Annotated in this window: 22 protein-coding genes; 7 read left to right on the forward strand and 15 right to left on the reverse strand. The window is 67.5% G+C overall.

All coding sequences use genetic code 11. The features are described from left to right. Positions 1-43: 43 nt before the first annotated feature. The 8 genes from U1839_RS13955 to U1839_RS13990 all read right to left on the reverse strand — a co-directional run bounded on the left by U1839_RS13955 (position 44) and on the right by U1839_RS13990 (position 10,507). A complete protein-coding gene (locus U1839_RS13955; protein ID WP_332804214.1) occupies positions 44-838 on the reverse strand; it encodes a transglutaminase family protein in 795 nt (264 codons plus the stop codon). Then, complete coding sequence (locus tag U1839_RS13960) at positions 838-1,773, reverse strand: alpha-E domain-containing protein (RefSeq protein ID WP_332804215.1); 936 nt, start codon at positions 1,771-1,773, stop codon at positions 838-840. The genes U1839_RS13955 and U1839_RS13960 overlap by 1 nt, the downstream gene beginning before the upstream one ends. Then, complete coding sequence (locus U1839_RS13965; RefSeq protein ID WP_281125733.1) at positions 1,773-3,173, reverse strand: circularly permuted type 2 ATP-grasp protein; 1,401 nt, start codon at positions 3,171-3,173, stop codon at positions 1,773-1,775. Before U1839_RS13965 ends, U1839_RS13960 begins: the two co-directional genes overlap by 1 nt. Positions 3,174-3,321: 148 nt before the next feature. Continuing rightward, positions 3,322-4,029: a L,D-transpeptidase gene (locus U1839_RS13970; protein ID WP_332804216.1), complete on the reverse strand. Its 708-nt coding sequence runs from the start codon at positions 4,027-4,029 to the stop codon at positions 3,322-3,324. A gap of 133 nt (positions 4,030-4,162) precedes the next feature. Continuing rightward, the gene (locus U1839_RS13975) at positions 4,163-5,713 is read right to left on the reverse strand and encodes an FAD-binding oxidoreductase (RefSeq protein ID WP_332804217.1); all 1,551 of its coding nucleotides are present in this window, start codon (positions 5,711-5,713) and stop codon (positions 4,163-4,165) included. Between the two features lie 161 nt (positions 5,714-5,874). Next, the gene (locus U1839_RS13980; protein ID WP_332804218.1) at positions 5,875-6,969 is read right to left on the reverse strand and encodes a heme-binding protein; all 1,095 of its coding nucleotides are present in this window, start codon (positions 6,967-6,969) and stop codon (positions 5,875-5,877) included. Between the two features lie 237 nt (positions 6,970-7,206). Further along, positions 7,207-8,313 (reverse strand): NADH:flavin oxidoreductase/NADH oxidase, encoded by a 1,107-nt coding sequence (locus U1839_RS13985; RefSeq protein ID WP_332804219.1) that lies wholly within the window; start codon positions 8,311-8,313, stop codon positions 7,207-7,209. Between the two features lie 133 nt (positions 8,314-8,446). Beyond that, the gene (locus U1839_RS13990) at positions 8,447-10,507 is read right to left on the reverse strand and encodes a protein-disulfide reductase DsbD family protein (RefSeq protein ID WP_332804220.1); all 2,061 of its coding nucleotides are present in this window, start codon (positions 10,505-10,507) and stop codon (positions 8,447-8,449) included. Positions 10,508-10,587: 80 nt separating this feature from the next. On the opposite strand from U1839_RS13990, the gene U1839_RS13995 reads away from it, so the two are divergent. Both U1839_RS13995 and U1839_RS14000 read left to right on the forward strand, forming a co-directional pair. Then, the gene (locus U1839_RS13995) at positions 10,588-12,219 is read left to right on the forward strand and encodes an alkaline phosphatase family protein (protein ID WP_332804221.1); all 1,632 of its coding nucleotides are present in this window, start codon (positions 10,588-10,590) and stop codon (positions 12,217-12,219) included. Positions 12,220-12,312: 93 nt separating this feature from the next. Continuing rightward, entirely contained in the window at positions 12,313-12,477 is a 165-nt protein-coding gene (locus tag U1839_RS14000; RefSeq protein WP_332804222.1) for a hypothetical protein, read from the forward strand. 18 nt (positions 12,478-12,495) lie between these two features. Here the strand turns inward: U1839_RS14000 and U1839_RS14005 are convergent, their stop codons facing one another. Continuing rightward, positions 12,496-13,428, reverse strand: a complete 933-nt coding sequence (locus U1839_RS14005; protein WP_332804223.1) for a right-handed parallel beta-helix repeat-containing protein — start codon at positions 13,426-13,428, stop codon at positions 12,496-12,498. A gap of 242 nt (positions 13,429-13,670) precedes the next feature. On the opposite strand from U1839_RS14005, the gene U1839_RS14010 reads away from it, so the two are divergent. Then, the gene (locus U1839_RS14010) at positions 13,671-14,120 is read left to right on the forward strand and encodes a hypothetical protein (RefSeq protein ID WP_332804224.1); all 450 of its coding nucleotides are present in this window, start codon (positions 13,671-13,673) and stop codon (positions 14,118-14,120) included. Continuing rightward, complete coding sequence (locus tag U1839_RS14015; RefSeq protein ID WP_332804225.1) at positions 14,117-14,461, forward strand: transcriptional regulator; 345 nt, start codon at positions 14,117-14,119, stop codon at positions 14,459-14,461. The genes U1839_RS14010 and U1839_RS14015 overlap by 4 nt, the downstream gene beginning before the upstream one ends. Before the next feature lie 478 nt (positions 14,462-14,939). On the opposite strand, the gene metH is transcribed toward U1839_RS14015, so the two are convergent. The 4 genes from metH to U1839_RS14035 all read right to left on the reverse strand — a co-directional run bounded on the left by metH (position 14,940) and on the right by U1839_RS14035 (position 20,589). Further along, on the reverse strand, positions 14,940-17,528 hold the full coding sequence (gene metH / locus U1839_RS14020) for a methionine synthase (protein ID WP_332804226.1): 2,589 nt from the start codon (positions 17,526-17,528) through the stop codon (positions 14,940-14,942). Positions 17,529-17,648: 120 nt separating this feature from the next. Then, complete coding sequence (locus U1839_RS14025) at positions 17,649-18,695, reverse strand: homocysteine S-methyltransferase family protein (protein WP_332804227.1); 1,047 nt, start codon at positions 18,693-18,695, stop codon at positions 17,649-17,651. Then, entirely contained in the window at positions 18,692-19,633 is a 942-nt protein-coding gene (metF, locus tag U1839_RS14030) for a methylenetetrahydrofolate reductase [NAD(P)H] (protein ID WP_332804228.1), read from the reverse strand. Before metF ends, U1839_RS14025 begins: the two co-directional genes overlap by 4 nt. After that, positions 19,630-20,589 (reverse strand): ArsR/SmtB family transcription factor, encoded by a 960-nt coding sequence (locus U1839_RS14035; protein ID WP_332804229.1) that lies wholly within the window; start codon positions 20,587-20,589, stop codon positions 19,630-19,632. The genes metF and U1839_RS14035 overlap by 4 nt, the downstream gene beginning before the upstream one ends. A 142-nt stretch (positions 20,590-20,731) precedes the next feature. Between U1839_RS14035 and U1839_RS14040 the strand changes: the two genes are divergently transcribed. The 3 genes from U1839_RS14040 to U1839_RS14050 are packed head-to-tail and all read left to right on the forward strand — an operon-like array spanning position 20,732 to position 22,183. Then, positions 20,732-21,022 carry a hypothetical protein gene (locus U1839_RS14040; protein WP_332804230.1) on the forward strand — a complete coding sequence of 97 codons (291 nt, stop codon included), beginning with the start codon at positions 20,732-20,734 and terminating at the stop codon, positions 21,020-21,022. Between the two features lies 1 nt (position 21,023). After that, positions 21,024-21,236, forward strand: coding sequence for a hypothetical protein (locus tag U1839_RS14045; RefSeq protein ID WP_332804231.1), 213 nt, complete (start codon positions 21,024-21,026; stop codon positions 21,234-21,236). After that, positions 21,233-22,183 carry an aldo/keto reductase gene (locus tag U1839_RS14050; protein ID WP_332804232.1) on the forward strand — a complete coding sequence of 317 codons (951 nt, stop codon included), beginning with the start codon at positions 21,233-21,235 and terminating at the stop codon, positions 22,181-22,183. Before U1839_RS14045 ends, U1839_RS14050 begins: the two co-directional genes overlap by 4 nt. Here the strand turns inward: U1839_RS14050 and U1839_RS14055 are convergent, their stop codons facing one another. Next, entirely contained in the window at positions 22,184-23,710 is a 1,527-nt protein-coding gene (locus tag U1839_RS14055) for an ArnT family glycosyltransferase (RefSeq protein WP_332804233.1), read from the reverse strand. Then, entirely contained in the window at positions 23,707-25,089 is a 1,383-nt protein-coding gene (locus tag U1839_RS14060) for a helix-turn-helix domain-containing protein (protein WP_332804264.1), read from the reverse strand. Before U1839_RS14060 ends, U1839_RS14055 begins: the two co-directional genes overlap by 4 nt. Positions 25,090-25,172: the final 83 nt, after the last annotated feature.

The raw sequence follows: 25,172 nt of genomic DNA on the forward strand, positions 1-25,172 counted from the left end.
ACAAAACGCCCCGGCGCCACACCGGGGCTTTTGTCAAACATCGTCAGTCCTGCGCCGCACCCGCGCCTGCGTCATCGCCTGCCATGACCGGCGCACCCAGCCCCGCTCCCGCCAACGGCGCCGCACCGGCAGCGTCGAGCGCGACGGCGGCGCGGATATAGCTTTCGTCAGCCGCGCCGCCGGTCGCGGGATCGAAGGTCATCCACCCTGCGCCCGCGACATGCGCCTCGGCCCAGGCATGCGGCACGGCGACATCGCCATCGACAGCTCGATAGCCCGACACGTAACGCGCCGGCACGCCGAGCGACCGGGCGGCGACGATGAACATCTGCGCGAGGTCCGCGGCAGCGGCCGATTCATGACCAAAGGCCTGCGACACGCCGCGCAGCGCGGCATTGGCCTGCCAGCCGCAGCGCCGGTGCAGCGCGGCGTTGAGCAGTCCGAGGCGCGCCGACACGTCGTCGCTGCCACCGACCGCGCCGAGCGCGAAGGCCGCGATCAGCGGCTCGGCCGGGGTCAGCTCGGTGGCGCGCAGAAATAGCGCCGGCGGCAGCGGTTCGACCGATCCGCGCACCATCCCGCCCGCCGGGTTGGTCAGCACCTCGCCCGACACCGAGAGTTCGATCGAGCTGCTCGGACCTTCGATGTAGAGCATGATCGTGCGGTTGCCGAAGCCGTCGCGGCCGGCACGCAGCCGCGCATCGCAGTCGACATGGACATCCCAGTTGGCGATCGCCTGATCGTCATTGTCGTCAGGGCTCAGACGCAACAGCTGAACGAGGCGGCTGCGTGGTCGGCCGAAGCGGTAGTGCGTGCGGTGGTCGACCGTCAGCCGCATCAGCTGAACTTGAACTGCCGGCCGATCGCGAAATGCAGCTCGGCATTCTCGTCGATGAAGTCGCGCAGATATTGGTGGAGCCCGCCGGCGATGACCGCGCCGGAGCGCGTCTTGAGCATCCGTGCCTGGCGCATCCGCGCCATGCGGTCGGCTTCGCCGTGCAGGCCGGTGCGCTTGGCGAGCAGGCCGAGGATCTCGACCGTTTCCTCGGCCGAGGCGGCGAGGCTGCGCGGCATCTCGGCGCGCGCGATCAACAGGTCGATGACGTTGGCGGGCTTCAATCCTTCCGAATAGAGCCAGCGATAGGCGGTCACCGCCGAGACGGTCTGGAGGATCGTCGTCCACTGGTCGCGATCGACCACGCCGCCGACCTTCTCGCCCTCGGGCAGCAGGATATGATATTTGACGTCGAGCAGCCGCGCGGTGTTGTCGGCGCGCTCCACCGCTTGACCGAGGCGGATGAACCACGTCGTCTGGTTGCGCAGCATGCGGTGGATCGCGCCCTCGAAACCGCGAGTCTCGGTCTTCACCGCCTCGAGCAGGTTGAGCGTGGCGGTCGCCCCGCCGGTGCTCGATCGGCTCTGGAACAGCAGCCAGGCGCGGTTGATGCCGGTCCAGGCGTCGCGCGTCAGCGCGGTGCGCACCGCGCGGGCATTGTCGCGCGCGCGATCGAGGCACCGCACGATCGAGCCGGGATTGTTCGCATCGAGCGTCAGGAAACGCGCGACGTGCGTCTGCGTCACGGTCTCGCCGGTCCGCGCGAAATCCTCGTCGGTTTCGGTCACGGTCAGCGCGCTCGACCAGGCGATCTCGCCCGCCGGGCGCGGCGACAGCGCATCGAGCCGCACGGTCGCCTCGACGAGGCGTGCAACGAAATCGGCGCGCTCGACATAACGACCGAGCCAATAAAGCGAGGAGGCGGTCCGTGAGAGCATCAGCCGTCCATCAGCACGAAGCTGTCCTTGGTACCGCCGCCCTGCGACGAATTGACCACCAGCGAGCCGGCCTTGAGCGCGACCCGGGTCAACCCGCCCGGTACGACCTGCACGCCCTTGGCGCCGGTCAGCACGAAGGGCCGGAAATCGACATGGCGCGGCGCCAGCCCCTTGTCGGCGAGCGTCGGCACGGTCGACAGCGCCAGCGTCGGCTGGGCGATATAGCGTTGCGGCTCAGCGATCAGCGCGGCGCGGAACGCCTCGATCTCCTTCTTGCTCGCGGTCGGACCGACCAGCATGCCATAGCCGCCCGACCCGTCGACCAGCTTGACGACCAGCTCGGGCAGATGATCGAGGACATATTTGAGCGCCTGCGGCTCGCGGCAGCGGAACGTCTCGACATTGGGCAGCTTGGGCTCGCCGCCCGAATAGAAGCGCACGATCTCGGGCATGTAGCTGTAGATCGCCTTGTCGTCGGCGATGCCGTTGCCCGGCGCGTTGATCAGCGCGACATTGCCCGCGGCATAGGCGGCGATCAGCCCGGGCACGCCGAGCATCGAATCCGGCCGGAACACCATCGGATCGAGATAGTCGTCGTCGATGCGGCGATAGATCACGTCGACCTTCACCGGGCCGGAGATGGTGCGCATCCACACGATGTCGTCGGCGACGAACAGGTCGGCGGCCTCGACCAACTCGATGCCCATCGAATCGGCGAGGAAGCTGTGCTCATAATAGGCCGAGTTGTAATGCCCCGGGGTGAGCACGACGCAGACCGGCGCGGCGACACCTTCCGGCGCGACCGATTGCATCGTCTGCAGCAGGCGATCGGGATAGCTGTCGACCGCAGCGATGCGGAACTCGCGGAACAGCTCGGGGCACAGCCGCAGCATCGCCTCGCGATTTTCGAGCATGTAGCTGACGCCCGACGGGGTGCGGGCATTGTCTTCGAGCACGAAGAAATCATTCGGCCCGGTGCGCACCAGGTCGATGCCGCAGATATGCGCCCAGATGCCATGCGGTGGGCGGATGCCGGCAATTTCGGGGCGGAACTGCGCATTGCCGAAGATCAGGTCGGGCGGCAGCACGCCCTCGTCGAGAATGCGGCGCGCACCATAGATGTCGTCGAGAAAGGCGTTGATCGCCTCGACGCGCTGGACCAGTCCTTCCGACAGCCGCGCCCATTCGCTGGCCAGGAAGACGCGCGGCACGATGTCGAACGGGATGATCCGTTCCGACGCGTCGCTGTCGCCATAAACCGCGAAGGTGATGCCGAGCTGGCGGAAGGTCGCCTCGGCCGATTGCTGGCGCCGGCGCAGCTCGGAATTGGGCGTCTCATCGATCCAGCGACCGAGCGCGGCGAGTTCGGGACGCGCGACCGTCGAATCCGCTTGCCCCATGATCTCGTCGAACGCCCGCCGTTTCGCCAATCGTCGCTCCTCGTGCCGGCACACATGCTGCGACGGATTGCTGCGCCGCACAAGGGGGTGGCCATTGATCGACCGCAAGAACCGCCCGTTCGTCGCGCGCAAGGCGTCGTCGGCATCGTCAACCGCGCGCTGGCATCGCTGTTGGCGTCGTCACGGTGAAGGCGGCAGGTATCGCAAACACGTCGTTCAAAGCCTTGGCTTCGGGAAGAATGTAGACGACCGCGCTCGACGCATCGAAGGTCGGACGGATATAGGCATCGTAAAACGCCTCGGAGACGTTGATGCAGCCCAGCGAGATGCGCCGGTCGCTGGGGGAGACGCTGGACAGGCGGGACAGGCGATCGCGCGAGGTCATGCCCGGTTTTACGTCGGTGACACGGTGGATCGCGATCGCCGTGTCATAGTCGACCCAGACGATGCCACGCCCGGCAAGGTTAATCCCCTTTTCCCCGATGAAGCGCCCGGCAGGCGTGATGCGATCAGCCGGCGCAATCTGCGACAGTTTGCGATTCCCGATACCCGGCGGTGAAATGTCACCGCGCGCCAGCCCGACAAGGACGGCAGTCGCCGCGCGCAACGTGCCGTGGCGATCGAAAAGGAACAGTTTGGCCGCCACCTTGTCGACGATGACGAACGGTAGCGCGTGATTGTCGCCGGTTGCGACGGCCCAGCTGGCGAGCGCGCTTGCCGGAGCCGAGGCTGAATCCTCCGCAAATGACGCGCGCTCGGGCGGCGTCCGCTCCGCCGCCGCCGCCGGTGTCGCGCAAGCGGCCGCCGCAACGAGTGCAATGAACGCGAAAGTTGCGGTGCAATGTGTCGATATCATCCCCGACGCTAGATCAGCGGATCGGCGTCTGACAGGGTAAACAAATGGTTACCGGAGAAGACACCGGAAGGAGACGTTAACGATGTTCGTCAACACTCGCTTCACCGCTCCTGCCGACACCCCGCAAGACGTGTCAGAACACCGGCAGCGACTGGGCGTGGTGAAAGTAATTCATCGGGTCCCAATGTCGCTTGATGGCGACGAGATTGCGCGGTGCATCGCGGAAATTTTCGAGAAAATAGAGCCAGAGCGCATCATCGACATCGCCACACGCGTGCGAACCAAGGTCGACATCGGGGTAGTTGAAATAGCAGCCGTCCACGGTCCCCGACGGGTCGCGGGCCGGGTCGGGCGTGCCGCCGCTATCGGCATAAACGGCGGTGTAGAAGCCTTCCATCCAGTCGAGATGCGCCTGCGCCTGCGCCTCGTTCTCCGGTGACGGCGGCCCGCCCGCCGGGCAGTCATTGTTCCAATAGGTCTGATATTGCAGCTTCAGGATCGAACTACGCTGCGGCACGCATGTCGCCGTCGGGCTCACCCGGTTGATCGCCCCGCCATAGCTGTCGACCTGCAACAGGGTCTGGGCCATGTCGGCCGCGGCAAGGCCTTCGGGCACGATATGGAGCCAATGGTAGATCGCGCCGATCTGCTTCTCGGGAAAGCCCTTCTTCATATAGGCCGACTTGTATTTGCCGAACTGGTTCGGCCCCGAGCCGTTGAGCGTCTGCAGCGCCTCGAGATAGGTCAGGTGATTGACGCTGTCGCTGCTCGGCAGCGTGCTCATCATGCCGGGATGGCCACCGAGCGGGCGGCGGAGCGGACTCGACGGCGCGATCCGGTTCAGCCGTAGCCCCAGCTCGCGGACGGTATCGGCGACCCGCAACCGGTGCTGCGCTGCGCTCGCGCCCGGCGACGAAACGCTCTGATAGATCAGGCCGATCTGTTCGGCGGCAACATGGTTGAGCTTCAGCAGCGCGAAGTCGGTTTCCGGCATCGTCGCGACGATGTCGGCATATTCGCGCAGCAAGGCGGCGAAGCTGTCCTCGTCGAGGTCCGTCCAGTTCCACGCCAAAGTCCATAGCGACGCATGGTCGGGCGCGTCGGGCAGGTCGGCGAAATAATAGCGTGCGATCACGCCGAAATTGCCGCACCCGGCGCCGCACAAGGCCCAGAAGAGATCGCGCTCGGCGCTGTCGCTGCTCGCTTCCGAGACATGGCGCAGCCGCGCTTGCCGGCTGGCCGCGTCCCAGGTGACGATATCGACGGCGCTGAGATGGTCGATGGTCAGCCCGTGCAGCCGCGACAACAGGCCATAACCACCGCCGGTGATGTGCCCGCCGGCACCGACCGAATAGCACGACCCCGCCGGCAGCGTCTTGCCATAGCCGTTGAGCAGGGTGCGATAGACCGTCCAGTTCTCGCATCCGGCATCGACGAAAAAGGCTTTGCGTGCGGTGTCATCGCCGACCTGGTTGAGCGCCGACATGTCGATCACCGCCCGCGCCCCGCCATTGTAGACGAAGTCCTCATAGCAATGACGGCCCGAGGCGACCTTCACGTCACGGCCAAAGGCGCACAGCGCGGCCTCGACGCAAGGGGCGACCTGATCGAGCGCGGTCGGGACATAGACCGCCGCCAGATGGGGAGCATACCAGCGCCGATCAAAGCCCTGCCGATCGCTCATGAGCAGCGCCGACGGGCCGCCCCGGGTCGGCGCCTGGATAACCTCGCTTGCGCTTTCCGCTGTCATCCTTCTCCCCCTCGCCGGTCGCACCGGCCACCCATCATCCGTTCTTCATTGGCGTGCGCCATGTACGGGAAACACGCTGCTTGCTCCCTGCGGGATCAGGTCCCGCCGGAAACCCTGGTCAGCGTGTTGGTCGTGATGTGCGGGAAGAAGACTTCGGTCGGCGTGCTCGTTCCCGGCAGGACGATCGGAAAGCGCAGCTTGATGGTCTGGGAATATTGCAGCTGGTTGAACGACCCGTCGCCGGTGTCTTCGATCCAGTAGGTCGCCTGATATTCCGTCACATCGGCGCGCTGCTGCTCGTAATCGATATTGCCGACCATGCCGCCGCCGAGCGTCGAGTCGACCGTGAGTTCGATGAACTGGGTCACCGGGCTGACCGCCAGCGCGTCGGTCAGCGCCTGGTTGGGGTTCAGCGCATAGGCCGGCAAGATATTCTGTACCGTCGCCGGCGGCGCGTAGATGGATGTGTCGATTTGCGGCGTCGTGACCGGCAGCACCTGCGCCGGCGGGTTGATGGTCGGTGCGCCCTGCCGCGGGATCGGGTTGCCATTCGCGTCCACTGCGATGGCGCCGCACGCCAGCACGGAATTGCCGTGGGGCACGGAGATCTGCTTGAAGATATTGTAGGTCAGGGGCGGCGGGACATCGCCGAACGTCTCCGATCCGATGAAGGGTCCATTGCCGTCACCATAAGGTCCGAGCGCCTGTGCCATCGGCTCGAGATATCCCCAGATCCCGTTCTCGAAATGCACCAGATCGTCCTGGGCGGGGCCATCGGCAATGTAGACGCGCTGTTCGTACAGCAGCGCGTTCGAGACCTGCGTTCCCGCGCCGCCACGGTTCGCCGCCGCGCCGTGAATCTGGCTGAAGGTAATCTCCTCATAATAGGCCATGCTTTTGAGGATATAGCCATAAGGCGACGCCGGGTCGGCGCCGGGCGATTGCGGCAGGACCATCAGATTGTAGGAAAAGGGACTCGCCGGGCCACCGCGACCCGAACTGCCGAGATCGCGATTGGTCCAGGTGCCGATGAGATGGCTGAGCGGCCCGACCGGCTGGACGCCGGGCGAGGCCTGGGCCGGTTCGTTGATCAGCGGCAGGGTAAGATCGGGCGGCACCGCGCCCGAGGGATCGACGATCTGCCCCTGTTGCCCGCCGCCCACGCGGTCCGATGCTGCGATCATTGCCATGCGCGCCCTCCATCATTCATGAAAAACTCGCACGGAATGTTGCTTTATTCTTCACATATCAGCGAGTCGTCAGCAATTCTGCTCCCATTCAAAAGGATGCGCAATATTATACCGTTGGCATTTTAGACAAATCAACATCCATAACGGATGCGATCTGGTCTTATTTTTGGCACCTAAGCCATCCCTCACTTCTTTCTTACTTGCCCACCGGCGTGGCGCGCGCGATTGATCGCAAGCTCAAGGTCCGCGCAGCAGGTCGCGAAAGCGTCGCGGTTGCGAGCGGAGATACTGGTTGGGCGCCGTCACCTGTGCGCCGAGCGCCGCAGCGGCATGCCATGGCCAGCGCGGGTCGTAGAGCATGGTCCGGGCGAGCGCGACGAGATCGGCGTCGCCGGTGCCGATGATCGCCTCGGCCTGTTCGGGCTCGGTGATCAGCCCGACCGCGACGACCGGCATCGTCGTCGCCTGCTTGACCGCGCGCGCCAGCGGCACCTGGTAGTTCGGCCCGATAGGGATATTCTGGCGCGGATCGAGCCCGCCGCTCGAGACGTGAATGGCGGCGCAACCGCGACGTTCCAACGCTTGCGCGAAGGCGATCGTCTGCTCGACGTCCCACCCACCCCCGACCCAATCGGTGCCCGACACTCGCATCGTCACCGGCTTTTCCGGCGGAAACGCCGCGCGCACGGCGTCGAAGACCTCGAGCGGGAAGCGCATGCGGTTCTCCAGACTGCCGCCATACTCATCCTCGCGCCGGTTGGAGAGCGGCGAGAGAAACTGGTGGAGCAGGTAACCGTGCGCGCCATGGATCTGCACCGCGTCGATCCCGAGCCGTGCGGCACGTCGTGCTGCCGCCGCGAACGCTTCACACAGGCCGGCAAGGTCGTCGCGGTCGAGCGCACGCGGCGCGTGGTCGATTGCCGCAAAGCCGAGCGGCGACGGCGCGACCGTCTGCCAACCATGCTCCTCGCCGGGCGCAAACTGCGCGCCGCCCAGCCAGGGCAGATCGGTCGATGCCTTGCGGCCGGCATGGCCGAGCTGGAGCGCGATCGGCATGTCCGAATGACGCCTGACGCTGGCGATGACGGCGCCCATCGCGGCTTCGGTGGCATCGTCGTACAGCCCGACATCGCCATGGCTGATGCGGCCCTCCGGCACGATGGCGGTCGCTTCGATCGTCAGCAGCGCGGCGCCGGACAAGGCCAGGTGGCCGAGATGGATGACGTGCCAGTCATTCATGCAGCCATCGACCGCCGAATATTGGCACATCGGCGCAATGACGATGCGATTGGCCAAGGCGAGGCCACCGACCGTGATCGGCTCGAAAAGCTGGGGTCCGCTCATCATGGTGCTCCTGTGTTTCGGCTCAATCGTAGCGCGGGATCGGGCCGCGACCGGTTGGCGACGGGCTGATGGTCGGCGTACCCGACCGGACAGCGTCGCCCCGGCCGGCTGCTCGCTGACCGGGGCTACCTACCTACCCACCCAGCCCCGCCAGCATCCCGGGGGTGAGCACCTGCGGCAACACCTGCGGTTCGACCGCGCCCGGCGCGTAATAGAGGTAGAGCGGCACGCCGGCGCGGTTGTGCGCCTCGATGAAGCGACCGAGCGCGGCATCGCCATTGGTCCAGTCGCCGACCAGCACCGCGACTTTGTGCCGGGCAAAGGCCGCGCGGGTCGCGTCGGTCTCGATCGCGGCCTTTTCGTTGACCTTGCAGGTCAGGCACCAGTCGGCGGTGAAATAGGCGAAGACCGGCCGCCCCTGCGCGCGCAGCGCGGCGAGGCGTGCCTCGCTAAAGGGTTCGGCGTCGCCCGCCTGCGCCGCTGCGGCAGTCGCGACCGGTCGATGCGTGCGAGCCATCAGCCACACCCCGGTTGCGGTGATGGCGATGAGCAGCACCAGCGTGACCGTGCCGAAACCGAGGCCGCACTTCTGCCGACGCCCTGCCGCCCACAGCACCAGCGCCAGGCCGAGCGCAGCAAAGAGGCCGAGCGTCATCCCATCGACGCCGGTCTGGCGGCCGAGCACCCAGGCGAGTGCCAGTGCGGTGAGCCACATCGGGATCGAGAGCCAGCGGCGGAAATGCTCCATCCACGCGCCGGGCCGGGGCAGGCGCTTGCGCAAGGCGGGCACGAAACCGATGGCGAGGAACGGCAGCGCCAGCCCGATGCCGAGCCCGGCGAACACCGCCAGCGCGGCCGGCCATGGCAGGACCAGCGCCGCGCCGAGCGCCGCGCCCATGAACGGGCCGGTGCACGGCGTCGCGATGAAGGCAGCGAGTGCGCCGGTGGCGAACGCCCCGCCTGCCCCGCCCTTGCTGTTGACGAAGCCCGGGGTCGGGATCTCGAACAGCCCGCCGAGGTTGAGCGACAGCGCCACCGTCAGCAGCAGCAGCACGATGACGACGCGCGCGTCCTGTAGCTGGAACGCCCAGCCGACCGCACTGCCGCCGGCGCGCAGGCCGAGGATCGCGCCGCCCAGCGCGAGGCAGACCGCGACGACCCCGGCGGTATAGGCCAGCGCCTCGTGCCGCGCCTGGCGCTCATCGAGATGGCCGCGCGCGAGGCTCAGCGCCTTGAGGCTGAGGATCGGGAAGACGCACGGCATGATGTTGAGGATCAGCCCGCCGAGCAGCGCGCCCGCCAGCGCGATCAGCGTCGCGGACCATACCCCGCCGGCGGGCGATGCCGCAGCGGATGCCGCCGACGCCGCAACCGTGCCGGCGGACGCGCTGACTGCCAGCGCCTGCCCTGCCCCGACGCGCAACACGCCGGCGAGAGGCCCGCCCGCACCGGCACCGCCGGCCTTGGTCTCGACCACCAGCCGGTCGCCGTCCCGCGTCACCGTCTGCGGCGCGGCATAGTCGATGAGGCCGGTGGTCACGGGGAAGAAATAGCCCTGATCGAACGGCGCCGAGGCCGGATAGGGAATGGCGATGCGCAGCTTGCCGCCGCTCGCCTGGAAAGTCGCGGTGCCGCCGAGCGGACGCGGCAGCGCGCGGCGCCAGCCGTCGAAGCGCGTCCGCGTCGCCGGATCGATCGCGCCATCGCCGATCGTCAGCGCGAGCGCCAGATCGGCCTGTTCGGGCACGCAGACTTCGCGCGTGCAGACGAGATATTGCGCGTGGAGCTTGATCGGGAGCGCGGTGCCCGGCGCCAGACCGGCGGGAATCTTGAGCGTAATGAGCGGTGCATAGGGCGTTTCGAACACATAGTTCATCAATCCGGCGATCAGCAGAGTGCCGGGCATCGGATAGCGCGGTGCCGAAACGGTCGCGCCCGCCGGGAGTTTCCAGTCGAGCTTCGCCGGGAAGCCGGCGTCGCCGGGGTTTTCCCAATAGCCGTGCCAGCCGGGCTGCGGCGTGGTGTCGAGCGCGAGCGTCACCTCGCTGCCGGCGGCGGGCTGCGTGGTCTCGGCGACGAGGCGGATCGCGAGATGCGGGCCGGGATCGTTGGGCGAGGGCGTGTCGGCGCGCGCCGCGGCGGCCCAGGCCAGCAGGCCCAGCATCGTCATGACCACGTAACCGAAGGCGCGCATCGCTGATCCTTGCCGCAACAAACAGGCTTGCCCATAGCGGGCGATCGCCGCCAATGCACCCAGTCACCCGAGGACATAAGATGAAACGTCTGGCTTCGCTCGCCGCCCTTGCTGTCGCGCTGGTTTCCGCACCCGTTGGGGCCGAGACGGCACCGCCGCCCGCCGCCGCGCCGAAGCTGATCGTGGTCGTGTCGGTCGACCAGTTCTCGGCCGACCTGTTCGCGGAATATCGCGACCATGCCACCGGCGGCTTCGCGCGGCTGCTGAAGGGCGCGGTGTTCCCGCACGGCTATCAGAGCCATGCCGCGACCGAGACCTGCCCCGGCCATTCGACGATCCTGACCGGGCTGCGCCCCGAGCATACCGGAATCATCGCCAACAACTGGGTCGACCAGCGCGTCGCGCGTGCCGACAAGACGGTCTATTGCGCCGAGGACGAGAGCGTGCCCGGCATGACCTCGCAGAACTACACCGTGTCCGACAAGCATCTGCGCGTGCCGACGCTCGGCGAGCGCATGAAGACGGCCAACGCCGCGACACGCGTCGTCTCGGTCGCCGGCAAGGACCGCGCGGCGGTGATGATGGGCGGCCACAAGGTCGACGAGCTGTGGTGGTGGGACGGCAAGGCCTTCGTCTCCTATGCCGGCCGGAACACGCCGCCCGTGGTGACGCGCGCGAATGCCGCGACCGCGGCGCTGATCGCGCAGGCCCAGCCCGCCCTCGACACCCCGGCCTGGTGCCTTTCGCACGACAAGGCGGTGCCCTTGGCCGATGGCAAGTCGGTCGGCACGGGCCATTTCGAGCGGACGCCCGGCGACGCCAAGGCCTTCCGCGCCTCGCCGGCGTTCGACGCCGCTATCGTCGCGCTGGCGGCCGGGCTCGTCCAGGACATGAAGCTCGGCCAGGGCAAGACCACCGACATCATCTCGATCGGCGCCTCGGCGACCGACTATGTCGGGCACAGCTACGGCACCGAGGGCGCCGAGATGTGCATCCAGCTGTCGCAACTCGACACGACGCTGGGTAAGTTCTTCGGCGTGCTCGACCGGACCGGGGTCGATTATGAGGTGGTGCTGACCGCCGACCATGGCGGCAACGACCTGCCCGAGCGCGAGGTGACCAGCGGCATCCCCGAGGCGCAGCGCGTCGATCTCGCACTGGCGCCGGCGGTGATGGGCAAGGCGATCGCCGCCAAGCTCGGCATCACCGGCGCGACACTGCGCGGCGACATCCCCAATGGCGATGTCTGGCTCGACGCCGCGCTGACCCCGGGGCAGCGCGGCGAGGTGCTCGAAGCGGCCATCGCGGCCTATAGCGCGCACCCGCAGGTCACCGCGGTGTTCACCGCCGCGCAGATCCGCGCTTCAGCCGAGCCGAGCGGCCCGCCGGAAGGCTGGACGCTGCTGCAAAAGGCGCGCGCCTCGTTCGATGCCGAGCGCTCGGGCGACCTGCTCGTCTTCCTCAAGCCGCGCGTCACCGCGATCCCCGATGCGCTGCACGGCTATGTCGCGACGCATGGCAGCCCATGGGAGTATGACCGCCGCGTGCCGATCCTGTTCTGGCGCAAGGGCATGGCCGGCTTCGAGCATTCCGCCGGGATCGAGACGGTCGATATCGCCCCGACCCTCGCCGCGCAGATCGGGCTGACCCTGCCCAAACTCGACGGCACCTGCCGCGATCTCGGCGCCGGCCAGGGCGCGCCCTGCCGCTGAGCGACGGCTGCAACATTTCGACATCGTGCGGTAACGCGCGCGTCCGATCGCCGCGTCGCGAAAGGACGCGCCATGCGAGCGAAGCGATTACCCGTGACCGGACAAGCAGGATGCGCGATCGGGCACCATCGCCCCTATCGCGTGACCCGTGAGCTCGGCGCGCCCGAGGTGGAGCGCGCCATCTGTCGCGATTGCGGGTCGGATCTGCTGCGCACGCGCGCGACGCGGCGGTGGTTGTTCTCGGGGATGCTCGGGTAGCGCCCGCGGGGCGCTGCCTCAGCGCGTCTCGAAGGGGCGGATGCCGGCACCGAGGCGGTTGTTGCCGAGCGCCAGCTTCTCGTGGCTATAGTCGGCGACGAACGCCGGGCTGCGCGTCTCGCCCGGCGCGAGGCTGGCGACATTGCCCCCGACCCGCAGACCGGCCGCAGAATAGTTCTGATGCTCGGCCGCGATCACGATGAAGCCGGTCCAGTTCTCCTTGTTGCGACCCTGGACGAAGGTATTGGCGGTGATCGAGCCGGTGCCGCCCTCGGGCAGATCGACCATGTAATTGGTCTTGCGCCCGGCGGTATCATCGAAGCTGTTGTCGACGATGGTGACGTGCGGCACGCGCAGCTTGACATAGTGGCCACCGGTGCCGCGCTCGAAACGCGAATTGGTGATCGTCACCGAGCCCTGATTGGCGAGGTAGATGGCGTGCGCGCAGTCGGGCGTCTGGTCGCACTGGCCGAGCCCCGAAAAGGTCGAATGGTCGATCGTGATGCGCTGGCCGGTCGGCTCGCCGCCAAGGATGCCCTCTTGGCTGTCGAGGAACATCGCGTTGCGCACCAACAGTTCGCCCATCTCGGTGCGAATGCCCGCGCCATTGCCGTCCGCCACCTGGATGCCGCGGAACACCAGCCCGTCGATCGTCGCGCGCTGCCCGCGGAGCACGAACGCCGCCTTGCCCTCGCACGCTGTGCCCTCAAAGATCGCCGTGCCGGGCGTCACCGCCTTGAAGGTGATGTCGCCGCCCTGCTGCACGGTGCACTGATGGTAGACGCCGGGCGCGATCATGATCGTCGCCTTGCCCATGCGCACCGACTGCACCGCGTCGTTGACCGTCGCGAAGCCCTCGCCGGTCTCGGCGATGGTGAAGGGCGCGCGTTGCTGCTGGCCGGCGGCGGGGGCGGCGAGCGCGAGGGCGATGAGCGGGAGGGTACGGCGCATAAGACGGTTCCTTTGCCCCTGCCTGCCTCCGGGAGGTGACGGAGGGGAAGCCGCGAAGACGGTTAATCGCGCGATCCGACACGTCAGGGGCTTAGCCGTGGCGCCGGATGTCCCGTTCCGGTGCGCGTGAGCGCCGCTTTAACAGGCCGCCCGGACGATCACTTTCCACAATGGAAAATAATCACTTGACGATTCGGAAAGTGACCGGCATTACTTTCCATATTGGAAACTGGAGAATCGTCATGCAGCCCTCTTCCACCGAAGCCGCCGAAGCGCTGGCCGCGATGCGCGCGTCGCAGGCGCGGCTCGCACTCGCCGCCGATTGCCCACCGCAGCACCATTTCGCCTTCGCCGTGCTGATGGGCGGGCTCGTCGCGACACCGGCGCTGCCGTCCTTCTATGCCTTGCTGGCGGAAGGCGTCTTGCTGATCGGCGTTGCGCTCGTGGTGCGCTGGGATCGGCGGCGGACGGGGATGTTCATCAACGGCTATCGCGCCGGACGGACGCGCCCGCTCACCTTCCTGATGCTGGCGATCATTCTCGCGCTCTATTTCGGCGGCGTGATGCTGGTGCGGTATCGCGGCCTGTGGTGGGGGCCACTGGCGACCGGCGCGGTCGCCACGATCATCGGCTATTATGCCAGCATCCTGTGGCAGCGCGTTTTTCGCCGCGAGATGGGACTGACCGCGTGACAGCGCGACTGACCTTCGATCCGGTGATCCACGCCCCTGCCCGGCTGCAGATCATGGCGGTGCTCGCCGGGGTGCAGGACGCCGAGTTCGCGATGTTGCGCACGACCGCCGACGTCAGCGATTCGGTGCTGTCGAAGCACCTCGCGGCGCTGAACGAGGCGGGATATGTCCGGCTGCGCAAGGCGGCGCTGGACGGACGCCAGCGCACCTGGGTCTCGCTGACCCGCGCCGGGCGGACGGCGTTTCGCGACCATGTCGCGGCGCTGACCGCACTGGCGCGGGTTGTCGACACGGTCGATGACGCTGCCGTGTCGGGCGATCTGGCGGTGGGAAGCGCCTGAATGCGACGCTGCGGACTCGCGGAAAGCTCCAACCGATCGGCCCTGATACGCCCTGTTATTCCCTGTAAAACACTTTTTGCGGCGGAATCGATCGCGCCAGTGACCATTAATCTTGTTATTTCAAGACACTATCGAGAGGTCCGTGTTGGAGATAACAAGTGCGGTAACAAGACCCATAACAAGCGAATGCTCCGCGATAACAGGCGCGGAACAGGGGTTCGCGCGGCGCACAATAGTCCAACGATGAGAAACAACCGGGCGCACGGCGCGCGGCGGCGGCGACTTTGGGGGCGCGCGCCATCAGGTTGAATCACGCAGTGATCGCCGATCCGTGGCTCTGGCTGCCTGGCGCGACGAAGGGCTCAGCCTTCGAGGCTGGGATGCGCGCAAACAGTGGCGATAGCGCGCGAGGCACGGTGGATGCCGGAACAAGTCCGGCATGACGGATAGGGGCGGGTCAGGTCGCGCGGGGCGAAGCTCAGTCGAGATTGGGTCGCAGCCAGCGTTCTGCCGTCGACAGATCGACCCCGCGCCGTGTGGCGTAATCCTCGACCTGGTCGCGGCCGATGCGCGCGACGCCGAAATAACTCGCCTCGGCGTGGCCGAAATAGAAGCCCGACACCGCCGCGGTCGGCAGCATGGCGAAGCTCTCGGTCAGTTCGAGGCCGGCATTCTCGCCGGCGTCGAGCAGGTCGAACAGCACGCCCTTGAGGCTGTGCTCGGGGCACGCGGGGTATCCCGGCGCGGGGCGGATGCCGCGATATTGCTCCTTGACCAGCGCCTCGTTGGTCAGCTGCTCATCGGGGGCATAGCCCCATAGATCGGTGCGGACGTGGAGGTGGAGGCGCTCGGCAAAGGCCTCGGCGAGGCGATCGGCCAATGCCTTCAAGAGGATGTCGGAATAATCGTCATTGTCGGCCTTGAAGCGCGCGATGTGCGGATCGATGCCGTGAATGCCGACCGCGAAGCCGCCGATCCAGTCGCCGGCGGGATCGACGAAGTCGGCGAGGCTCATATTGGGGCGGCCCTCGCGCTTGGCGATCTGCTGGCGCAGGAAGGGCAAGCGCACGCCATCGTCGAGCACGATATCATCGCCGTCACGGCGGCATGGCCAAAGCGCAGCGACGCCGCGCGCGGTGAGCCAGCCCTCCGCGATGAGGCGGTCCAACATCGCCTGCGCGTCGGCGAACAGGCCGCGCGCGCTCTCGCCGACGACCTTGTCCTCGAGGATCGCGGGGTAGTTGCCGGCCAGTTCCCAAGCGCGGAAGAACGGCGTCCAATCAATGTAATCGCGCAGGTCGGCGATATCCCAGGCGTTGAAGCGGTGGACGCCCGGGCGCAGCGGCGTCGGTGCCTTCAATGCCATATCAGTTTTGAAGCCGTTGGCGCGTGCGGCGGCGAGCGGCAGCAGGTCGTTCTGCTTGTTGCCCTCGCGCGCCTTGCGGACCGCCTCATATTCGTCGGCGGTCTTGAGCACGAACGCGTCACGCTGCGTATCGCTGACCAAGGTCGAGGCGACGCCGACGGCACGGCTGGCGTCGAGCACATGCACGACCGGGCCATCATAGGCCGGTGCGATGCGCAGCGCGGTATGGACCTTGGAGGTGGTCGCGCCGCCGATCAGCAGCGGCATGGTCATGCCGAGCCGCTTCATTTCCTCGGCGACGGTGACCATCTCGTCGAGCGACGGTGTGATCAGGCCCGACAGGCCGATCATGTCGGCGTCGTTCTCGTTGGCCGCGGCGATGATCTTCGACCATGGCACCATGACGCCAAGATCGACCACGTCGAAGCCGTTGCACTGCAGGACGACGCCGACGATGTTCTTGCCGATGTCGTGGACGTCGCCCTTGACGGTGGCCATGACGATCTTGCCCTTGCCGCGCGCGCCGGGCAGCTTCTCGGCCTCGATGAAGGGCAGCAGATGCGCCACCGCCTTCTTCATAACGCGTGCGCTTTTAACGACTTGCGGCAGGAACATCTTGCCCGATCCGAACAGGTCGCCGACCACGTTCATGCCGTCCATCAACGGCCCCTCGATGACCTCGATCGGGCGCTTGAAGCCGAGCCGGGCCTCTTCGGTGTCCTCGACGACATGCGCGTCGATGCCCCTGACCAGGGCATATTCGAGCCGCTTGTTGACCTCCCAGCCGCGCCATTCCTGCACCGCCTTCTCGGCCACGGCATCGGTGCCGCGATAACGCTCAGCCAGCGTGACGAGCCGCTCGCCGGCCTCGGGATCGCGGTTGAGCACGACATCCTCGCACGCAACGCGCAGCTCGGGGTCGATCGTGTCGTAGACGTCGAGCTGACCGGCATTGACGATCGCCATGTCGAGCCCGGCGGGGATCGCATGGTAGAGGAAGATCGAGTGCATCGCGCGGCGCACCGGCTCGTTACCGCGGAAGCTGAACGACAGGTTCGACAGGCCGCCCGAAAGGTGGACATGCGGGCAGCGCGCCTTGATCTCCTTGCACGCCTCGATGAAGTCGACGGCGTAGTTGTTATGCTCCTCGATTCCGGTCGCTACGGCAAAGATGTTGGGATCAAAGATGATGTCCTCGGGCGGAAAACCGATACCTGTCAACAGCTTGTAGGCACGTTCGCAGATTTCGACCTTGCGTTCCCTGGTATCGGCCTGGCCGACCTCGTCGAACGCCATGACGACCACCGCGGCGCCATAGGCCATGCACTTGCGTGCCTGAGACAGAAACTGAGCTTCGCCTTCCTTCATGCTGATCGAGTTCACGATTGGCTTTCCGGAGACGCATTTCAGCCCGGCCTCGATCACCGACCATTTCGAGCTGTCGATCATGAACGGGATGCGCGCGATATCGGGCTCGGCAGCGATCAGCTTGAGGAAGGTGACCATCGCTTCCTGCGAGTCGAGCAGCCCCTCGTCCATGTTGACGTCGAGGACCTGCGCGCCGTTCTCGACCTGCTGGCGCGCGACCTCGACCGCCTTGGGATAGTCGCCGGCCATGATAAGCTTCTTGAACGCCGCCGAGCCGGTGACGTTGGTGCGCTCGCCGATATTGACGAAGGAGGAGGTGTTGGCGGTGGTCATCTTGTTCTTTCCCCCTCTCCCCGACGGGGAGAGGGTCGGGGAGAGGGGCAGTAAGGGAGCGGAGCGTATGCGGCGGCCCCTCTCCCCAACCCTCTCCCCGGAGGGGAGAGGGAGAAGAAGTTACGCCGCCATGGTCATCGGCTCGAGGCCGGCGAGGCGTGTGCGCACCTCCGGCGTGACCGGCTTGCGCGGTGCGACACCCTTGACTGTATCGACGATCGCCTTGATGTGCGCCGGGGTCGAGCCGCAGCAACCGCCGAGGATGTTGACCTGGCCGGCATCGGCCCAGTCGCGCACCAGCGCGGCGGTGGTTTCGGGCATCTCGTCATAGGCGCCGAGCTCGTTGGGCAGCCCGGCATTGGGATAGACCATGATCAGCGTGTCGGCGATCTGCGACAGTGTCTTGACATGCGGGCGCAACTGCTCGGCACCAAAGGAACAATTGAGCCCGATCGTCACCGGTCGCGCATGCCGGACGGCATGCCAGAAGGCCTCGACGGTATGGCCCGACAAGTTGCGGCCCGACAGGTCGGTGAGCGTCATCGACAGCATGATCGGCAGGTCGCGGCCGAGCGCCTCGCCCGCCTCGATCGCGGCCATGATGCCGGCCTTGGCGTTGAGCGTATCGAACACCGTTTCGATCAGGATGAAATCCACCCCGCCCTCGACCAGCGCATCGATCTGCTCGCGATAGACGCCCTTCAGATGGTCGAAGTCGATCTCGCGATAGCCGGGATCGTTGACGTCGGGGCTGAGCGACAGCGTCTTGTTGGTCGGGCCGATCGCACCGGCGACAAAGCGCGGGCGGCCGTCCTTCGCGGCATAGTGGTCGGCAAGGCCGCGCGCGATCTGCGCCGAGGCGAGGTTGATGTCGCGGACCAGCGCCTCCGCCCCATAATCGGCCTGGCTGATGATGTTGGCCGAGAAGGTGTTGGTCGAGACGATGTCGGCCCCGGCGTCGAAATAGGCACGCGTGATCGACTCGGGCACGTCGGGCCGGGTCAGCGCGAGGATGTCGTTATTGCCCTTCTGGTCGTGCGTCAGGCCGAGATCGCCGGCATAATCGGCCTCGGCGAGCTTCCAGTTCTGGATCTCGGTGCCGAACGCGCCGTCGGTGATCAGGATGCGTTTCGCGCTTTCCGCGATCAATCGTTCACGTGGCGTCATGCCGCTGCCTCTTGTGCCAGACCCTGGCCGCGCACGCCGAGCAGATGCGCGATGGCATAACTCAGCTCGGCACGGTTGAGGGTGTAGAAGTGGAAATGCCGCACGCCGCCGGCATAGAGCCTGCGGCACAGTTCAGCGGCGATCGTCGCGGCGACCAGCTGGCGCGCGCCTGGATGGTCGTCGAGTCCGTCGAACAGCCGGCCGAGCCAGCTCGGCACCGCCGTGCCGCACATCGCCGACATGCGCTTTATCGCGGCGAAATTGGTCACCGGCATGATGCCGGGCACGATCTCGGCCTTGATGCCGGCAGCCGCGACATCGTCGCGGAAGCGGAAGAAGGTCTCGGGCTCGAAGAAGAACTGCGTGATCGCCCGGCTCGCCCCTGCATCGAGCTTGCGCCTGAGATTGTCGAGATCGGCCGCCTTGTTCGCGGCATCGGGGTGCGCCTCGGGATAGGCCGCGACCGAAATTTCGAAAGGGTGCAGCTTGCGGAGACCCGCGACGAGCGCGGCGGCATTCTCATAGCCGCCCGGATGCGGGGCGTAGCGGGTGCCCGCCACGGGCGGATCGCCACGCAGCGCGACGATGTGACGGACGCCGGCGTCCCAATACTCACGTGCGACAGCGTCGATTTCCTCGCGCGTCGCCTCGACACAAGTCAGGTGCGCTGCCGCAGCTAGCCCGGTCTCGCGCGCAATGCGCGCGACGGTGGCGTGGGTGCGCTCCCGGGTCGAGCCGCCCGCGCCATAGGTCACCGAAACAAAACGCGGCGCGAGCGGCGCAAGCGCGCCGATCGCCTCCCACAATTGCTCTTCCATCCGGTCGGTCTTGGGGGGGAAGAATTCGAAGCTCAGCGCGATGTCGCCGCCGACATCGGCGTAGAGCGGCGCATCGAGCGCGCGGCGCGCTTCCTCGAGCTGGGGGATCGAAATGCTCATGCCGCCTTCACCTCACGCAACGCTGGCCCAAGCTTGCGCCCGAGCCACAATTTCACCGTCAATTCGCTGCCCTTGAGCGTCTCGGTCCGCGCCGCGACCAGCCCGGCGACACTGAACCAGCCCGAGATCTGATCGTCCGAAAAGCCGAGCCGGGCATGTGCGTCGCGCGTGCGCAGTTCCTCGCGCTCATGCGGCGCGAAATCGACGATCAGCAGGCGCCCGCCGGGCGCGAGGACGCGCGCCGCCTCGGCGATCGCCGCGCCGGGCTGCTGCGCGAAGTGCAGCACATGGTGGATGATCGCGACATCGGCCGCGCCATCGGCGAGCGGCAAAGCGTAGAGATCGGCCTGGCGCAGCTCGGCATTGGCGAGGCCGCGCTCGCTCAACTTGGCGCGGGCAAGGCGGAGCATTTCGGAGCTGCGGTCGATGCCGAGCGCGCGCTCGGCACGGCCGGCGAACAGTTCGAGCATGCGCCCGGTGCCGGTGCCGATGTCGATCAGCTGGCCGACCTTGTCGTCGCCCAGCACGGCGCCCATCGCCTGCTCGACCTCGCTCTCGGCGATGTGGAGCGAGCGGATCGCGTCCCATTGGCCGGCATTGGCCTCGAACCAGCCCGCCGCCGCCGAGGCACGATCGGCACGCACCGCAGCGAGCCGTGCGGCGTCGGCGAGACGCCAATGATCGGGCTCCTGCACCGCCCAACTGTCGAGCGCCGCAAGCACAGGCTCGACCCGCGCGGCGGCGCCGAGCGCGACGAACACCCAGCTGCCTTCCTTGCGCCGCTCGGCCAGGCCGGCGTCGCAAAGAATTTTCACGTGGCGCGAGACGCGCGGCTGGCTTTGCCCCAGCACCTGCGCGAGTTCGCCGACCGACAGCTCCATCGAGCGCAACAGCGCCATGATGCGAAGCCGTGTCGCATCGGCGAGGGCGCGAAAGATATCGAGTGCGATTGCCATGTCACATCACGATATAAAGATATCTTTATATGAGGTCAATGTCGGATCGGCGGACCCGAAGGCGATTGCGCGCGTTTGGCGGGTTCGATAGCGTTGCCGCCACCGAAACGGCGCGCCCACCCCAGCCACGGAGTACTCCCCCATGCGCACGATCTTCACCCTGCCGCTCGTCGGCCTTGCCCTGATCGCCATCGCCGGCTGCAGCCCCAAGGCGCAGAACGAGACCGCCCAGGCGGCCGACACGATCGCCGCCGACGCAAACGCGACGATGGTCGAGGCCGCCAACGATACCGAGGCGGCTTCCGACCGTGCCTTCGGCTCGGGCGAGGCGATGATCGACAACGGCGCGGCAGCTGTCCAGAATGCCACCGGCAAGGCCAAGCAGAAGACCGGCCAGGCAATGCGCGACATGGGCAATGAGATCGAGGAATAGCATGCGCCGTACGGTACTGGCCGTGCTGACCGTGCCGCTGGTGCTGCTCGCCGCCTGCCATGGCGAGCGCCAGCCGGGCGCGACGACGGCGAGCGAAGACAAGCAACTCAGCGACGCCGCGGCGATGCTCGATGCCAACAGCATGGAGGTCAACGCGGTCGACAGCAACAGCGCCGATGACGGCGATGAAGACAGTGACGGGAACAACCAGTGACCATGCTCCGCCGGCTCGGATCGTCCGACCTCCACATCGCCCCGCTGGTGCTGGGCGGCAACGTCTTCGGCTGGACCGCCGACCGGGCGGCGAGCTTTGCCGTGCTCGACGCGTTCGTCGCCGGCGGCGGGACGATGATTGACACCGCCGACGTCTATTCGGCCTGGGCGCCGGGCCATCGGGGCGGCGAGTCCGAGAGCATGATCGGCGAATGGCTCAAGGCCTCGGGCAAGCGCGACAAGGTGTTGATCGCGACCAAGGTTGGGATGCTACCCGGCGAGGGCGGCGAGAAGCTTGCGCCGGCACGGATCGCGGCGGCGTGCGAGGCGTCGCTGAGGCGGCTCGGCGTCGAATGCATCGACCTGTATTTCGCGCATCAGGACGATGACGACACGCCGCAGGAAGCGGCGCTGGAGGCGTTCGGCAAGCTGGTGGCGGCGGGCAAGGTACGTGTTCTCGGCGCGTCGAACTTCCACGCCGCGCGGCTCAAGTCCGCCAACGAGGCGGCACGCGCGGCCGGACTGCCGCATTATCAGGCGTTGCAGCCCGAATATAACCTCATCCGACGGCACAGCTTCGAGGGCGAACTGCAGGACTATTGCGTCGAGCATAATATCGGCGTGGTGCCCTATTTCGGGCTCGCGGCCGGTTTCCTGACCGGGAAATATCGCAGTCCCGACGATTTCGGCAAGAGCGTGCGCGGCAGCCGGGTCAGCGAGTATCTCGACGAACGCGGCACGCGCGTGCTGGCGGCAATGGACGCCATCGCCGAGGAGACCGGCGCGACGCTGGCGCAGATCGCGCTCGCCTGGCTCGCCGGACAGCCGGGGATCACCGCGCCGATCGCCAGCGCGACGAGTGTGGCGCAGCTCGAAGAGCTGCTGCCGGCGAGGGGACTGGTGCTCGATGCCGGGCAGCTCGAGCGGCTCGACGTCGCGGGCGCCTGATCAGCGGGTGAAGATTTCGATCCGCTGGCTACCGAGCGGGCGGGTCGCAGTCCGGCGGTAACCGCCTTCGGCGAGCAGGCGGACCGCGAGCGCGCGCATCTCCGAGCGCTCGCCCTTATAGGGCGGGCGCATCACCACGACCGCCGGGCGACGGGCGAAGATGCGGCGCACCTCGGCGACCTGATCGACGCCGATCGCGCCCTGCTCGCGCTCGCGATCGAGATGGCTGGGGAAGAGATAGGGCGTCTCGCTGCATCGGCCGGTCGCGGGATAGAGCATCGTGTCGCCCGAGAAGATGTAGAGGCAGCCCGGCCCGCTACCCACCGTCGCTGCGAGCGCACGCAGCTCGGCCGTACTGCCACGCTTGTGGATGTCGTCGATCACGATCGCCTGGCCGACCAGAGCGACGATCGCGGCCAGCGCCCAGCCGATGCGTTGACCGCGCCGGCCCTCCCCGAACCACGCGGCCGCGCAGACGCAGCCCGGGACCAGCAGCGGCAGGGCGTAGTGATTGAAGTACGACCCGAACAACAGCACACCGACGATTGCCGCGATCAGCCAGCCATGCAGGAAGCGACGGACCTCGTTGCGTGCGGTATCTTGCGCGCCGATCCGGCGCCCGGCCCATGCCGCCGCCATCAAGGGCAGGATGCTGAGCACGAGCAGGACGAAATTGCTGCCGCTTTCCTGCCAGCTGTCGGGGCGGCGTTGCAGCACCGAGATGAAATTGGCGTAGAGAAACGCCTGTTCCTGGCCGAGCGCGGCATAGACCCCCGCCGCGGCGAGGGTCGGCAGGAGCGCGACGAGCACGAGTGCGACGCCGTAGCCGAGCACCGCGGCGAGCGCGCGACCGGCGCGCCACTCACGCCACAACAGGATCAGGCCGATCCAGATCCCCTCGAACACGGTCGAATATTTGATCTGCAGCGACAGGCCGATCAGCGCCATCGCCGCGAGCCCGATCGCACGCGGGCGACAGGGTTCGCCCGGGCGCGGCAGCACGAGCAGCATCGCCCCGGCGACGAGCGGGTTGTAGAAGACCGGCGACTGCCCGCCCTGCCCGTCGGCGACGTTCAGCCACAGGATATAGAGGATCGCCGCGACCAGCGCGCCGCGTCCCCAGCCGGCGCGCTCGGCCAGTCGGGCGATCATCACGGCGGTGAGCACGACGCACAGCAGCGCGAGCGCCTGATAGGCCCAGATGCCGATGACGGGCCCGAGCATCGCAGCGGGCAGATAGACCAGGAACAGGCCGACGGGCTTGCGGTCCCACACATCGACGAAGGGCAGCGCGCCGTGGCGCATCGCGTCGGCGACGGCAAAATAGAATTGCTCGTCGACATGCAGCACCGGATTGCCGAAGGTCACCGCCCGCGCGGCGAGCGCGACCAGCGTCAGGATCACCCAGCGTGGCACGGCGAAATCGCCCAGCCGAAGAAACGTCGTCGTGGCGATGTCGCGGTCGATGATCTGCGCCCCTGTGCTCGGCCCGGAGCGCCGCTGTAGCGGGCCGCGCCGCCCGATCAATCCCCGGCGAAGGTCAGGGCCGACAGCCGCCGCTCGCGATCGCTGACGGTCAGCGCGCGGCCGGCGGGCGCCACCGACCGCTGTGGGCATTCGCCGCGGAAACAGGCCCGGCAGCCAAGCCCGACCGGCATCGCCTCGCCCGCCAGATCGACCCCGCGCGCCACGGCGAGCGTGCGCGCCTGGTCGGCCGCGACCCCGAGCCCGACGGCGAACTCCGCCGGCACGCCGCCATAGCGCCGCCCCTGCGGGGTGACGGTGCGCGCCATGGTCAGCCAGCGCGCGCCATCCTCGAGCTCGACGAGCTGGACGACGAGGCTGCCGGGCCGGTCGAACGCCGCGTGCAGGCGCCAGAGCGGGCACCGCCCCTCGGCCTCGGCGAGCGCCGCGCCGCTCGCGCCGGAGAAGCGCTTGGAGGCCTGGCTGGCGCGATCGATCCGCACCATGAAGAAGGCCAGCCCGCGCGCACCGACGCGCTGCAGCGTGGTCAGGCGATGCGCGACCTGCTCGAAGCCGGCGCCGAAACGGCGCTGGAGCAGCTCGATGTCGTAACCCGTGCTCTCGCAGGCGCGCAGGAAACGGGCATAGGGCATCATCAGCGCGGCCGCGAAATAGCTGGCGAGATGGCGACGGAACAGCCGCTCGGTCGCGCGCTCGGCAAAACCCGCGCCGCGCGCCAACGCTTCGATCTCGCCGCGCACCTCGATCAGCGCGAGCTGCGTCGCCACCGCGAAGGTGCGCGATGCCGGGTCGAGCGTCTCGGATAATTGGAGTTGCCGCGCGTGAAGATCGAGCCGTTGCAGCATGTCGGGCATGACGTCGACCGGCAGGACGCGGATCGCGAGGCTGTGCTTGACGCGCAACCGCTCGGCGATCGCGCCGTACAAATCGCCCGCGCCGAGCCGCAATTCGTCGGCCAGCGCCTCGGCGGCCGCGTCGAGATCGGCGAAATGGCCGCGCCAGCGCTCGATCTCGCGCCGCACCAGTGCCACCGGGTCGGCGACCGCGTCGACCACCGTCCCTGCCCCGGCCCGATCGAACACCCGCGCAAAGGCCTCAGCGCCGCCGGGCGCCGCGGCGAGCCAGTCCTCGACCTCGTTGCGATCGATTTCGAGGTCGGCGAACATCGGGTCGGCGAGGCGCCGCCGGATCGCCGCCGCACCACCGCCGGGCTCGCCGGCCGCGAGGCTGCGCGGGTCGAAGTCGAAGCGCTCGGCGAGGCGCACCAGCAAGGTCGCCGAAACCGGCCGCTGGTTGCGTTCGACGAGGTTGAGATAGCTTGGCGAGATCGCCAGTATCTCGGCCATCGCCGCCTGGGTCAGCCCGGCCTGACGCCGCAGCCGCCTGACCGCATGCCCCGCCAGTATCTTGCCTTCCGCCATCGTCATGCTCGTGCCGTGGATCTAGCCCAAACTTGTAAATTAGTTACAGCATTGCATCAACCGGCCATCGTGAGCCGACAGCC

This window comes from Parasphingomonas halimpatiens, assembly GCF_036663795.1.
In the GTDB taxonomy this organism is placed as follows: Bacteria; Pseudomonadota; Alphaproteobacteria; order Sphingomonadales; family Sphingomonadaceae; genus Sphingomonas.